We start from the raw sequence: 12,216 nt of genomic DNA, 5'->3' as shown, positions 1-12,216 counted from the left end.
GCGCTGAGCCTAGTGCCGCGACATGGGCGTCCTGCGCCGTCCGCCCGCAGGCGACGCGGCGGCCGCACCCCGTGCGAGATGTGGGCGCCAGGCGCGACGATGGGCCCATGCCCGAGCTGCCGGAGGTCGACGCGTTGGCGGCGTTCCTGCGCGCGCGGGCCGGCGGCCGCACGATCACCGGCGTCGAGGTCGGTGCGATCAGCGCCCTGAAGACGTTCTCCCCCGGGCCCGACGCGCTCGTCGGGCGGCGGGTCGAGGACGTGGCGCGGCACGGCAAGTGGCTCGACGCGACACTGGCCGCCGGCGACGGAAGCACCCCCCTGCATCTCGTGACGCACTTGGCGCGGGCTGGCTGGCTCCGCTGGTACGAGCATGTTCCCGGCACGACCATCCGCCCGGGCCGCTCCCCCATCGCGCTGCGAGTGCGGCTGGACGACGGCGCCGGGTTCGACCTGACCGAGGCGGGCACCCGCAAGCGGCTCGCGGTGCACGTGGTGGACGACCCCGAGTCCGTGCCCGCGATCGCGACCCTCGGCGTGGAGCCGTTGTCGCCGGAGTTCACGGCCGAGCGCCTCGGCGAGTTGCTCGCGGCGCGCAACCAACGGGTCAAGGGCCTGCTGCGCGACCAGGGGACGATCGCCGGGATCGGCAACGCCTACTCCGACGAGATCCTGCACGCCGCCCGCACCAGCCCTTTCGCCCCCACGCAGTCCTTCAACGCCGAGCGCACGGCCGCGCTGCACCGTGCGGTGGTGGACGTGCTGACCGAGGCGGTGGGCGCCGCAGCTGGGCAGCCCGCCGCCGAGCTCAAGGACGCCAAGCGGCGCGGGATGCGCGTGCACGGCCGCACCGGGCTGCCGTGCCCGGGCGCTGACGGCGTGCCGTGCGGGGACACGGTGCGGGAGGTGTCGTTCGCCGACTCGTCATTGCAGTACTGCCCGACGTGCCAGACGGGCGGGCAGGTGCTCGCGGACCGCCGGATGTCGCGGCTGCTGCGCTGAGCGGTGGGCATCGCCGGCCTCGAAGCGCGCCGTCGCTAGAAAGAGCACCGTCTCTAGAAGAGCACCGTCGCGTACGTGCCGACCTGCTCAAACCCGACCGCTCGGTAGGTGGCAAGGGCGCGCGTGTTGTAGTGGTTCGCGTACAACGACACCACTGGCGCGATGTCCCGGCGGGCCGCCTCGACGACCGCCGCCATCCCCGCCTTGGACAGCCCCTCGCCGCGCCGCCCAGGTGTGACCCACACGCCCTGCACCTGTGCCACACCCCCCGCGACGGCGCCGAGCTCGGCCTTGAAGACGACGCCGCCAGGCCGTCCGCCCGGACCCGGTCCGCGCTCGAACCGGGCGAACGACCACCCCTCGGCGATGAGCGTGCGCACCCGCGTCTCATACGGGCCCGTGCCGCTCCCGGAGACCGGCGAGTACCCGACCTCCTCGACGAACATGCGCACGCAGGCGGGCAGCACGACCTCGTAGTCGGCGGGCGTCGTGCGCCGCACCTCCGGATCGGGCAGCACATCCGGGGCGCGGTCGATCACGAACGACGGCTGGTCGGCGCGCACCTCGCGGGCACGGGGCCACGACTCGGCCAACCGGTCCCACAGGCCGAGCACCGCGGACGCCTCGCCGACGATGGACGACGCGCGCCGGCCCTGTGTCCGGCCGAGAGCGGCGAACGCGTCCAGCGCCCGGGGGTCGCGGTCAGGCACCACCGGCACCAGGTTCGCCCCCGCCCAGCACACGGCCGTGAGCACACCGTCGGGCTCATAGCCCCAGAGCTGTCCACCGGCGCCGCGCAGACCCGTCCGGGCAGCGGCCTCGATGCGCGCGGTGGCCAGGATCGAGGCGACCGGGTCGACGGCGCAGACGGCGAGGGCCCGGGCGACGTCGACGTCCTCGAGCAGGCGCCCTCCGGCCCGGCCGTCCACGGCAGTCCCGCGCCAACGTCCCATGAAGGGGATTCTGCCCCACACGACGGCCCAGGGCTCCTTGCCGCGCCCCGCTGACTCATCGCCGATTGCCGGAATCCTCCACGAATATCGTTCTCCAGGGCTTCCACACAGAGCAGGCCAGCACTAGCGTCCGATCATGACCACGACATCCGCAGGCCTCGGACCGCTGGAGCAGTCCCGATCGCTCGTCACCCCGATCCCGGGACCGCGATCCCGGGCGCTCGCGGAACGGCGTGCCGCCTCCGTGGCGGCCGGGGTGTCCTCCGCGCTGCCGGTGTACGTGGCCCGCGCGGACGGCGCGATCATCGAGGACGTCGACGGCAACCGCCTCGTCGACTTGGGATCGGGCATCGCGGTGACCTCGGTCGGGGCCAGCAGCCCCGAGGTCGTGGCGGCAGTCACGGCGCAGGCAGCCGATTTCACGCACACCTGCTTCATGGTCAGCCCCTACGAGGAGTACGTGGCCGTGTGCGAGACGCTGGCCCGGCTCACGCCCGGCGCCCACGACAAGCGCTCGGTGCTGGTCAGCTCCGGCGCCGAGGCCGTCGAGAACGCCGTCAAGGTCGCCCGCCGCGCGACCGGCCGAGACGCCGTCCTCGTGCTCGACCACGCTTACCACGGCCGCACCAACCTCACGATGGCGATGACCGCGCGCGCCATGCCCTACAAGACCGGCTTCGGCCCGTTCGCGGGCGAGGTCTACCGGGTCCCGGCGTCCTACCCCCTGCGCGACCCGGCCGGCATGACCGGGCCCCAGGCCGCGGCGCGCGCCATCGACGTGGCCGAGCGCCAGGTGGGCGCCGACCAGGTCGCCGCGCTCGTCGTCGAGCCGATCCTGGGCGAGGGCGGCTTCATCACCCCCGCGCCGGGGTTCCTCTCCGGACTGGCCGCCTGGGCGCGGGCGCAGGGGATCGTCCTCGTCGCCGACGAGGTCCAGACGGGCTTCGCGCGGACCGGCGCCATGTTCGCCAGCGACCACGAGGGGATCGTGCCCGACCTGCTCGCGCTGGCGAAGGGCATCGGCGGAGGCCTGCCGCTGGGCGCCGTCACCGGACGCGCCGACCTCATGGACGCGGTCCACCCCGGCGGGCTCGGCGGCACCTTCGGCGGCAACCCCGTGGCATGCGCGGCGGCCCTCGCGTCCATGGCGCTCTATGAGGGCCAGGACCTGGCCGCAGCCGCCCGCGCGATCGAGTCGCAGGTGCGCGACCGGCTGCGCGAGGTGGTCGCCGAGCACCCCGCCGTGGCCGAGCTGCGCGGGCGTGGCGCGATGCTCGCCCTCGAGCTCGTGCGGCCCGGCTCGCTCGAGCCCGACCGCGCGGCAGCCGCACAAGTCGCGCGGGACTGCGCGGCGTCGGGCGTGCTCGTGCTCACATGCGGCACCTGGGGCAACGTCGTGCGACTGCTCCCGCCGCTGGTGATCGACGCCCGGTTGCTCGACGACGCGCTGGACGTGCTGGCCGCCGCACTGCGCGCCCTGCCCGTTTGAGGCGGACACGCCGGGCCGGGCGATGGCGCCGTCAGAGGCCCGCCGCCGCGAAGAACTCGTTGCTGAAGCGCTCGTCCTCGTCGGGCTCGAGCGTGCGGAACACGCTGACGCGTCGCAGCGTCTCGTCGTCCGGGAAGATCATCGGATTCTCGGCGAGCTCCGGATCGATCGCGACCATCGCCTCCTGGGCGCCTTCCACAGGGGTGATGTAGTTGACCCACGCGGCCACCTGGGCCGCCACCTCGGGCTGGTAGTAGTAGTCGAAGAGGTCCTCGGCGTTCGACCGGTGCGTCGAGCCGACCGGCACCAGGAGGTTGTCGCTCCACAAGGTCCCCCCGGCCTCCGGGATGGCGAACTCGAAGCGGTCGCCATGCTCGAAGTTGAGCGCGGTGATGTCGCCAGACCACGCGAACACGGCGACGGCCTCCCCCGCCACCAGCGCGTCGGCGTAGGAGTTGCCCGCGACCTCGCGCACGTGGCCGCTGCTGACCTTCTCCCGCATGACCTCGAGCGCCTGGTAGAACTCGTCGTTGCTCCACGTGCCGGACGGGTCGACGCCCTCCTCGAGCATCAGCAGGCCCATCGTGTCGCGCATCTCCGAGAGGAGCTGGACTCCCCCCGCGAGGTCGGGGTCCCACAGGTCGGAGACGGTGCGCAGCCCCTTCGGGACGGCCTGCTTGTCCCAGGCGATGCCCGCGAAGCCCGACTGCCAGGTGAGCGAGCGGGTCCGGCCGAAGTCGAAGTCGACGCCCTTGAGGCTGGGCAGCAGGTTGTCCGCGTTCGGGATCCGCGTCCGGTCCAGGTTCTGCGCGTAGCCGAGCCGGATGAGCCGCGCGGCGAGGTAGTCCGTCACCGTGACGACGTCGTAGCCGATGTCGGCGCCCGCCAGCAGGCGCTCCTGCACCGAGGCGTAGAACGACTCGTTGTCCTCGATCGCCTCCGCGTAGTCCACCCGGATGCCGGAGAGGTCCTCGAAGGCGCTGATCGTCGGCGAGGCGCCGCTCTCGTCCTGGTCGACGTAAATGGGCCAGTTGGCCCACCGCACCAGGCGCTCCTCGGTGGAGCGGTCGACCACTCCCACGACGTCCTCGCCCTCGCTGCCGCAGGCGGCGAGGAGCGCTCCCACTCCGGCGGCGCCCAGGGTGCCGAGCAGGAAGGACCGCCGGGAGAGGGCGCTCCCACGGGGTGTGCGGGCGGCGCGGACAAGCTCGCGCACCCTGGGGTCGGTGATCGGCGGACGACGACGGGGGGTCATCAGACTCCTCTCGGCCGGCAGGCCCGGGCGGCGCGCCGGAGACGGACGGGGCTGGCCCACGCGACGCGCGGCCGATTCCCCCGTGGATAGTGGCAAAACATGTCACAGCCGACAATCACCAAACACCAGGTGGGATGTGACCGGACTCGCCCGTGACACAGGCTCAGGTGGCGGCTCCGCGCGGCGCCCGCTCCTGCAGGCCCCACGGCGAGCCGTAGCCCGTCGGCTGCGGCGCCGCCAGCAGCTCGAGGAACGGCTCCGGGGGGAACGCCTCGGGGCCGAGCACTCCGACACCGTCCCAGATCCCCGCCGCGAGCAGCTCGAGCGCGACCACGGGGTTCACCGCCGTCTGCCAGACGACGCACTGCGCCCCGTACTCCGCCATCGACCACGCGTTGTCGACCACATGGTGCAGGTACACCTCGCGGGGCGCGCCATCGACACCGGTCCCCGTCACGAGCACGCCCGCGCACGTCGAGCCGGTCATCTGCGGGCCGATCGTCGCGGGGTCGGGCAGCACCGCGGCGACCACGTCACGGGGGCTGACGTGGGCCCCGCGCACCTGGACGGGCTCCGTTGAGTCGAGCCCCAGCCGGTGCAGCGTGCGCAGCACGCCGATGAACTCCTCGCCGAGCCCGTACTTGAACGTCACCTTGCGCGCGTCCAGCCAACGCGGCATGAGGAGGACCTCCTCATGCTCCACGTGCACGCACTCCACGGGGCCGATGGGCGCGGGGAAGTCGAAGACCTCGGGCTCATGGAAGGGCGGCACGGTGTGCCACCCGTCCTCGAGCCCGGCGCCCGCCTCGGCCCGCTCCGCCGACCAGATGACCGGCGGGTTCAGGCACTCCTCGATCGTGGTCCAGATGGAGAAGGACGGCGCGAACACGGGCTCGCCGTCGGGTCCGCGCACCTCGAGGTTCGCCCCGTCACGCACGCCCAGCTCGTCGATGCTCGAGAAGAGCCGCTCGGCCGCGTACCGCGCGAAGACGTCCGACAGGCCGGGCTCCACGCCGATCCCCACCAGCGCGAGCCGCCCAGCCCGCTCCCAGGAGTCCGCGAGCGCGAACTGCTCGTCGCCGAGCTTGACGCCCGGCAGCTCATGCGGGCGCTCGGGGTGCGGTCGGGACAGCGACATGGCCATGTCGAGGTAGTCGGCGCCCGCGGCGAGCACCCCGGTGAAGATCGGCATCACCAGCCGGGGGTCCACGGCGTTCAGCACATGGGTGGACCGGTGCTCGCGCACCAGCGCCTCCACCGACGCGGGGTCGGACGCGTCGATCAGCGCCGTCCGGAAGCGGTCCACGCCCACGTCGTGCTTGCGCGCCGCGGCGGCGGTGCGCTCGGCCCGCCCCAGGTCGACGTCGGCGATCACCATCTGCTCGAAGAACTCCCGGCGCGCGGCGATGCGGGCGACGGCGTCGCCCACCCCGCCGCTGCCGATCACGAGGATCCGCACGTGCCACACCTCCGTGACGACGGGGGCGGTCGGCCCCCGCTCTGGTCAACCGCGCTGGCGTCTGCCGGCGCGGACCGAGCTCACGACCTGGAACACGACCACCAGGACGAGCGCGAGGACGAACATGAACGAGCTGATGACGTTGGCCTGCGGCGGGATGCCGCGGGCCGCCGAGACGTAGACGAACTTGGGGAACGTGGTGAACGAGCCCGAGTTGAAGTTCGTGATGATGAAGTCGTCGAAGCTCAGGCTGAAGGCGAGCAGCGCGGCCGCCGCGATGCCCGGGAGCAGCAGCGGGAAGGTGACCCGCCAGAACGCGTGCCACGGCGTCGCGTACAGGTCGGCGGCGGCCTCCTCGAGCGCAGGGTCCAGGCTCGCCACCCGCGCCTTGACCGTGACGACCACGAAGCTGATGCAGAACATCACGTGCGCGATCACCACGGTGGTGAGGCCGAGCTGCACCCGCAGGGACAGGAACTGGGCGAGCAGCGCGGCGCCCAGCACCACCTCGGGTGTCGACATCGGCAGGAAGATCAGCAGGTTGACCAGCGGGCGCCCGCGGAACCGGAAGCGCACGAGCGCGACGGCCAGCAACGTGCCGAGGGCGGTGGCGATGACCGTGGAGGCCACTCCCACCCGCAGCGAGTTCGCGAACGCCTCGCACACCTGCGGGGCGCCGCACGGGTTGCGCCACGCGTCGAGCGTGAACCCGCGCCACACCAGGTTCGATTTGCCGGCGTCGTTGAACGAGAACGCGACGGTGTAGGCCACCGGCACCAGCAGGTAGAGGAAGGCGAGCCCGGCGAACACGGGCACCAGGGCCTCGCCCAGCCGCCACCGCCGCCGCCGGCTTCCGCCGGTTCGGGGCGTCGTGGCCCGGCGGACGGTGGCCGGGCGGGTCGGCTCGACAGTGGTGCTCACAGGAGCTCCTCCGTCCCGGAGCGCCGCACATAGGCGCCCACCAGCAGGAGGATCGCCACCATGAGCACCACCGACAGCGCGGCGGCGGTCGGGTAGTCGAGCACTTTGAAGAATCGGGCGTCGATGACCTGCCCGATCATCGAGGTGTTGGTGTTGTTGCCCAGCAGCGAGGAGTTCACGTAGTCGCCGGAGGCCGGGATGAACGTGAGCAGGGTGCCGCCGACGACCCCCGGCATCGACAGCGGCAGCGTCACCGTGCGGAATGTCGTGAACGGCGAGGCGTAGAGGTCCGCCCCCGCCTCCAGCATGCGGGCGTCGAGCCGTTCCAGGCTGGCGTAGATCGGCAGCACCATGAACGGCAGGAAGTTGTAGGTCAGACCGCACACGACGGCGAAGGGGGTCGCGGTGAGCCGCCCGCCGGGCGGTAGCAGGTGCAGCCAGTGCAGCGCCGAGACCACGAACGAGTCGTCCGCGAGGATCTGCTTCCACGCGATGGTGCGCAGGATGAAGCTGGTGAAGAACGGCGCCACCACGAGGACGAGCATCAGGCCCTGGAGGAGCCGCCTGCCGCGGGCCCGCACACCGATGACGTAGGCCATCGGGTACCCGATGAGCAGCGCCGCGATGGTCGCCATGAGCGCGAAGCCGAAGGACCGCACGAGCTGTGGCCAGAACTTGGCGAGCGCGTCCGTGTAGTTCTGCCAGTGCAGCGCGGGCTGGTACTGCCCCACATCGCCGCCGGGCACCGGCACATACAGCGAGGTCGCCAGGAGCGCGCCCACCGGCACCACGAAGAACAGCGTGAGGTAGACGAGGCCGGGCAGCAGCAGCGGCAGGTGCCCGCGGGCACGGGTGCGCCGCGGTGTGGCCGCCTGCGGGCCGCCCTCCCCCAGCACCGTCGCGATGCTCACGGCTCGACGTCCAGGTCGGCGAGGCCCTCGGCGGCGTCGTCGCGGCCGTCGAGGCCGAAGGTGAAGTCCACCGCCCAGGCCAGGCGCACCTGGTCGCCCAGCGCGGCGCCAGCCCGTCCCGAGAGGTTCTGCGCGAACACCCCGAACACGCCCAGGCCCGGGACGCGCACCTCGTACTGCGTGCTCACGCCCGTGAACGAGACATCGGTGACAGTCCCGGGGCCCACCACGTTCTCGTCGGGCGCCGGCTCCTCGCCGTCGGCGAGCAGCCGCACCTTCTCCGGACGGGCGCCGACAAGGACGTCGCCGGTGTCCCGCACGGCGCGCGAGGCCGGCACCCGCACCCGGGCCCCGCCGACGTCCACGCCGAGCAGGTCGCCGTCGAGGCGTTCAACGACAGTCCCCGGCACCAGGTTCGAGCGTCCGAGGAAGTTCGCGACGAACGTCGTCCGCGGATGCTCGTAGAGGTCCGCCGGGGGGCCCATCTGCTCGATCCTCCCCCTGTTCATCACGGCGACCGTGTCCGCCATCGTCATGGCCTCCTCCTGGTCGTGCGTGACGTGCACGAACGTGAGGCCCACCTCCGTCTGGATCCGCTTGAGCTCGAGCTGCATCTGCCGGCGGAGCTTGAGGTCCAGGGCCCCGAGCGGCTCGTCGAGCAGCAGCAGCGCGGGCCGGTTGACGAGCGCCCGGGCCAGTGCCACACGCTGCTGCTGGCCGCCGGAGAGGAGCGCGGGCCGCCGATCGGCCAGGTGGCCGAGCTCCACCAGGGCCAGGCCCTCGGCGACGCGCGCCTCCACGTCCGCCTCGCGCCGCCGGCGCAGCCCGAAGGCGACGTTCTCGGCGACGGTCAGGTGCGGGAACAGCGCGTAGCTCTGGAACACCGTGTTCACGGGGCGACGGTGTGCGCGCGTGCCCGTCACGTCACGGCCGTCGATCGAGATCGTGCCGTCGGTGGGCTGCTCGAGGCCCGCGACCATCCGCAGCGTCGTCGTCTTGCCGCAGCCAGAGGGCCCGAGCAGGGCGAAGAACGATCCGGACGGCACGGTCAGCGTCAGGTCGTCGACGGCGACGAAGGCGCCGAAGCGCTTCGTCACCGCCGCGAGCTCGAGTGCGGCGCCGGCGGACGCCGACGCCGCGCCGGGGTGGGCGGGGGCGGTCGTGGTCATCGCGACGACCTCAGGCGCCGATGACGTCGAGGAACTCGCCGTTGTAGCGCTCCTCCTCGTCCGGGGTGAGGCTGCGGAACACCTTGACCTGGCTGAGGGTCTGCGCGTCGGGGAAGATGAGCTGGTTCTCGGCGAGCTCGGGATCGATGGCGGCCATCGCCTCCTGGGCGCCCTGCACCGGGGTGATGTAGTTGACCCACGCCGCGACCTGCGCCGCGACCTCGGGGTCGTAGTAGTAGTCGATCAGCGTCTCGGCGCTGGCCTTGTGCGGCGAGCCCGTGGGGATCAGGAGGTTGTCGCTCCAGAGCATGCCGCCGGCCTCGGGAATCGCGAACTCGAACCGGTCCTCGTTCTCGTAGTTCAGGGCGGTGATGTCGCCCGACCAGCCGATCACCGCGACGGCGTCGCCGGAGACCAGGTCCTGGGTGTAGGAGTTCCCTCGCACCTGGCGGATGTGCCCGGAGGAGATCTTCTCCGACAGCAGCGCGAGCGCCGCGCCGAACTCGTCGTCGCCCCATGCGCCGCTCGGGTCGACGCCCTGGTCCAGCAGGATCAGCCCGATGGTGTCCCGCATCTCGGAGAGCACCTCGACGCGGCCGGCGAGCTCCGGCGCCCAGAGGTCGGACACCGAGCCCAGGCCCTTCGGCAGTTTGGCGGTGTCCCACGCCAAGCCGCCGAAGCCCGACTGCCAGGTGAGCGAGTGGGTGCGGCCCGGGTCGAAGTCGACGTCCGCGAGGTTCGGCAGGATGTTCTTCGCGTTCGGTATCCGCGAGCGGTCCAGCTCCTGGGCGTAGTCGAGCCGGATCAGCCGGGCGGCCATCCAGTCCGTCAGCGTGACCAGGTCGTAGCCGATGTCCTGGCCGTTCGCGAGCTGGCCCTGCACCTTGCCGTAGAACGAGTCGTTGTCCTCGATGTCCTCGGCGTACTGGACGGTGATCCCGCTGGCCTCCTCGAACGCGTCGAGCGTCGGGTAGGCGGAGCCGCTCTCGTCCTGGTCGAGGTACAGCGTCCAGTTCGCCCAGCGGACCAGCTCGGCGTCCGACTCGTCGGCTCCCCCACCGGACCCGCCTGGGGTGGGGCCCGTGCCGCAGGCGGCGAGGGCCGCGGCGCCTGCGGCCCCGAAGGCGCCGAGCAGCAGGGAGCGACGGGACAGCCCCGCCCGCCGAGGCGCGTGGGCCGCGGCGACGAGCGCGCGGACGCGGGGGTCGGTGATCGGTGGACGGCGGGCGGCTGTCATCGGACTCCTCTCGGGCCGGAGGGTCTGGGGACCGACCGGGGGGATGCTGGCAGGAACGCAGGCAGATCGTCGCAATGCAGCAGGCGCGGATCAAGCGATTCATCACGATCGTCCCGATCCAGGACGGAAATGTCGCACGTCACGGGGACATGAGTCGCAAGTCCCCATGATCTGGACAGCAACCTCTCGGGTCGATGCCCGGGGCGCCGCGGGCCGCGGCGCATCAGCCCTCGAACGCGGACATGACGTGCTTCACGCGCGTGTAGTCCTCGAACCCGTACACCGAGAGGTCCTTGCCGTACCCCGAGTGCTTGAAGCCGCCATGCGGCATCTCGGCGACGAACGGGATGTGCGTGTTGACCCACACCACCCCGAAGTCCAGAGCGCGCGACATCCGCATGGCGGTGCCGTGGTCCCGGGTCCACACCGAGCTGGCGAGCCCATAGCGGACGCCGTTCGCGAGCGCCACAGCCTCGGCCTCGTCCTCGAAGGCCTGCACGGTGATGACCGGCCCGAAGACCTCGTCCTGCACGGCCTCGTCGTCCTGTCGGAGCCCGTCGACGACTGTCGCCTCGAGGAAGTAGCCGACGTCGCCGATCCGGTGGCCGCCCGCGAGCACCCGGGCGTGCGGGGGCAGCCGGTCGAGGAAGCCGAGCACCCGCTCGAGCTGCTGCTCGTTGTTCAGCGGCCCGTAGTCGGCGCCCGGGTCGTCCGGCGGGCCGGTGCGCTGGGCGCGCGCCTGCTCCGCGAGCGCCTGGGCGAACTCGTCGCGCACGGACGCGTGCACGAGCACCCGGGCCGCGGCGGTGCAGTCCTGGCCCGCGTTGTAGAAGCCGCCCCCGGCGATCCCCGCCGCGGCGGCCTCGAGGTCGGCGTCCGCGAAGACCACTGCCGGAGCCTTGCCGCCCAGCTCGAGGTGCACCCGCTTGAGGTCGGCGGCAGCCTCACGCGCGACCTGCGACCCCGCGCGCACCGAGCCGGTGATGGCGACCAGGTCGGGGCGGGGGTGGGCGACGAGCGCGCGGCCGGTGTCACGGTCGCCGCACACGACGTTCAGCACGCCGGGCGGCAGCACCTGGGCGGCCAGCTCGGCCAGGAGCAGCGTGGAGGCGGGAGTGGTGTCGGACGGCTTGAGCACCACCGTGTTCCCGGCGGCGAGCGCGGGCGCGATCTTCCACACGGCCATCATCAACGGGTAGTTCCACGGCGTGACCTGGCCCACCACACCGATCGGCTCGCGCCGCACCCAGGAGGTGTGCCCCGCGAGGTACTCCCCCGCGCTGACCCCGTCGAGCATCCGGGCGGCGCCCGCGAAGAACCGGAGCTGGTCGGCGCAGGGTGGCACCTCGTCGGTGGCGGTCAGGCGCAGCGGCTTGCCGGTGTTCCTGGACTCCACGGCGACGAGCTCGTCGGCGTGCTCCTCGACCGCGTCGGCGAGCCGGAGCAGCGCGAGCTGCCGCTCAGCCGGCGTGGTGCGGCCCCAGGAGTCGAACGCGTCGCTCGCCGCGGCGCAGGCCTCGTCGACGTCCTGGGCGCCGCTGACCGGGGCATGCGCGTAGACCTTCCCGGTGGACGGGTCGACCAGGGGCGAGGTGCGCCCGTCCGCGGCGGGGCGGCGCACACCGCCCACGAGGTTGAGCAGCTCGATCGGCGCGTCCGCCGAGGACGCGGGGCTGGCGGCGGATGTCGGCAACGTGGTCACGGCTCTCTCCTTCGCTCGGGCGGCTCGGGGCGCAGGCCGGTGGATGAGGCGCCGGACGCCTGCTCGCCGTGCGCGGAACGCTATCCCGATCCATGCCCCGGAGGGGAGGGATACGACGG

The 12,216-nt window shown here is 72.6% G+C and carries 10 protein-coding genes; 2 read left to right on the top strand and 8 right to left on the bottom strand.

The features are described 5' to 3' along the window. Positions 1-107 precede the first annotated feature (107 nt). Positions 108-1,001 carry an Fpg/Nei family DNA glycosylase gene (locus BN3788_RS01330; RefSeq protein WP_066582042.1) on the top strand — a complete coding sequence of 298 codons (894 nt, stop codon included), beginning with the start codon at positions 108-110 and terminating at the stop codon, positions 999-1,001. A gap of 53 nt (positions 1,002-1,054) precedes the next feature. Here BN3788_RS01330 and BN3788_RS01325 read toward each other — a convergent pair whose 3' ends face one another. Continuing rightward, positions 1,055-1,954, bottom strand: coding sequence for a GNAT family N-acetyltransferase (locus BN3788_RS01325; protein ID WP_066582040.1), 900 nt, complete (start codon positions 1,952-1,954; stop codon positions 1,055-1,057). A 136-nt stretch (positions 1,955-2,090) separates the two neighbouring features. Here BN3788_RS01325 and gabT point away from each other — a divergent pair, with 136 nt between their 5' ends. Continuing rightward, on the top strand, positions 2,091-3,443 hold the full coding sequence (gene gabT, locus BN3788_RS01320) for a 4-aminobutyrate--2-oxoglutarate transaminase (protein ID WP_066582038.1): 1,353 nt from the start codon (positions 2,091-2,093) through the stop codon (positions 3,441-3,443). Between the two features lie 31 nt (positions 3,444-3,474). Here gabT and BN3788_RS01315 read toward each other — a convergent pair whose 3' ends face one another. The 7 genes from BN3788_RS01315 to BN3788_RS01285 all read right to left on the bottom strand — a co-directional run bounded on the left by BN3788_RS01315 (position 3,475) and on the right by BN3788_RS01285 (position 12,088). Further along, the gene (locus tag BN3788_RS01315) at positions 3,475-4,698 is read right to left on the bottom strand and encodes an ABC transporter substrate-binding protein (protein ID WP_066582036.1); all 1,224 of its coding nucleotides are present in this window, start codon (positions 4,696-4,698) and stop codon (positions 3,475-3,477) included. 163 nt (positions 4,699-4,861) lie between these two features. After that, positions 4,862-6,157, bottom strand: a complete 1,296-nt coding sequence (locus tag BN3788_RS01310) for a saccharopine dehydrogenase C-terminal domain-containing protein (RefSeq protein ID WP_066582034.1) — start codon at positions 6,155-6,157, stop codon at positions 4,862-4,864. A gap of 45 nt (positions 6,158-6,202) precedes the next feature. Further along, on the bottom strand, positions 6,203-6,988 hold the full coding sequence (locus tag BN3788_RS01305) for an ABC transporter permease (RefSeq protein ID WP_066582203.1): 786 nt from the start codon (positions 6,986-6,988) through the stop codon (positions 6,203-6,205). A gap of 86 nt (positions 6,989-7,074) precedes the next feature. Beyond that, positions 7,075-7,989 (bottom strand): ABC transporter permease, encoded by a 915-nt coding sequence (locus BN3788_RS01300; RefSeq protein WP_066582033.1) that lies wholly within the window; start codon positions 7,987-7,989, stop codon positions 7,075-7,077. Further along, complete coding sequence (locus BN3788_RS01295; protein ID WP_066582031.1) at positions 7,986-9,158, bottom strand: ABC transporter ATP-binding protein; 1,173 nt, start codon at positions 9,156-9,158, stop codon at positions 7,986-7,988. The genes BN3788_RS01300 and BN3788_RS01295 overlap by 4 nt, the downstream gene beginning before the upstream one ends. A 10-nt stretch (positions 9,159-9,168) precedes the next feature. After that, the gene (locus tag BN3788_RS01290) at positions 9,169-10,395 is read right to left on the bottom strand and encodes a polyamine ABC transporter substrate-binding protein (protein WP_066582029.1); all 1,227 of its coding nucleotides are present in this window, start codon (positions 10,393-10,395) and stop codon (positions 9,169-9,171) included. 223 nt (positions 10,396-10,618) lie between these two features. Further along, positions 10,619-12,088, bottom strand: a complete 1,470-nt coding sequence (locus BN3788_RS01285; protein WP_390619574.1) for a gamma-aminobutyraldehyde dehydrogenase — start codon at positions 12,086-12,088, stop codon at positions 10,619-10,621. Positions 12,089-12,216 lie beyond the last annotated feature (128 nt).

Source organism: Cellulomonas timonensis, from assembly GCF_900046455.1.
Classification (GTDB): Bacteria; Actinomycetota; Actinomycetes; order Actinomycetales; family Cellulomonadaceae; genus Cellulomonas_A; species Cellulomonas_A timonensis.
Note: the sequence above shows the minus strand (reverse complement) of the source record. Positions and strands in the feature narration are given on the sequence as shown.

What these genes read in the sequence shown, in the direction of transcription:
- BN3788_RS01330 (WP_066582042.1), top strand. Translation starts at nt 108, where the DNA reads ATGCCCGAGCTGCCGGAGGTCGACGCGTTGGCGGCGTTCCTGCGCGCG.
- BN3788_RS01325 (WP_066582040.1), bottom strand. Translation starts at nt 1,954, where the DNA reads ATGGGACGTTGGCGCGGGACTGCCGTGGACGGCCGGGCCGGAGGGCGC.
- gabT (WP_066582038.1), top strand. Translation starts at nt 2,091, where the DNA reads ATGACCACGACATCCGCAGGCCTCGGACCGCTGGAGCAGTCCCGATCG.
- BN3788_RS01315 (WP_066582036.1), bottom strand. Translation starts at nt 4,698, where the DNA reads ATGACCCCCCGTCGTCGTCCGCCGATCACCGACCCCAGGGTGCGCGAG.
- BN3788_RS01295 (WP_066582031.1), bottom strand. Translation starts at nt 9,158, where the DNA reads ATGACCACGACCGCCCCCGCCCACCCCGGCGCGGCGTCGGCGTCCGCC.
- BN3788_RS01290 (WP_066582029.1), bottom strand. Translation starts at nt 10,395, where the DNA reads ATGACAGCCGCCCGCCGTCCACCGATCACCGACCCCCGCGTCCGCGCG.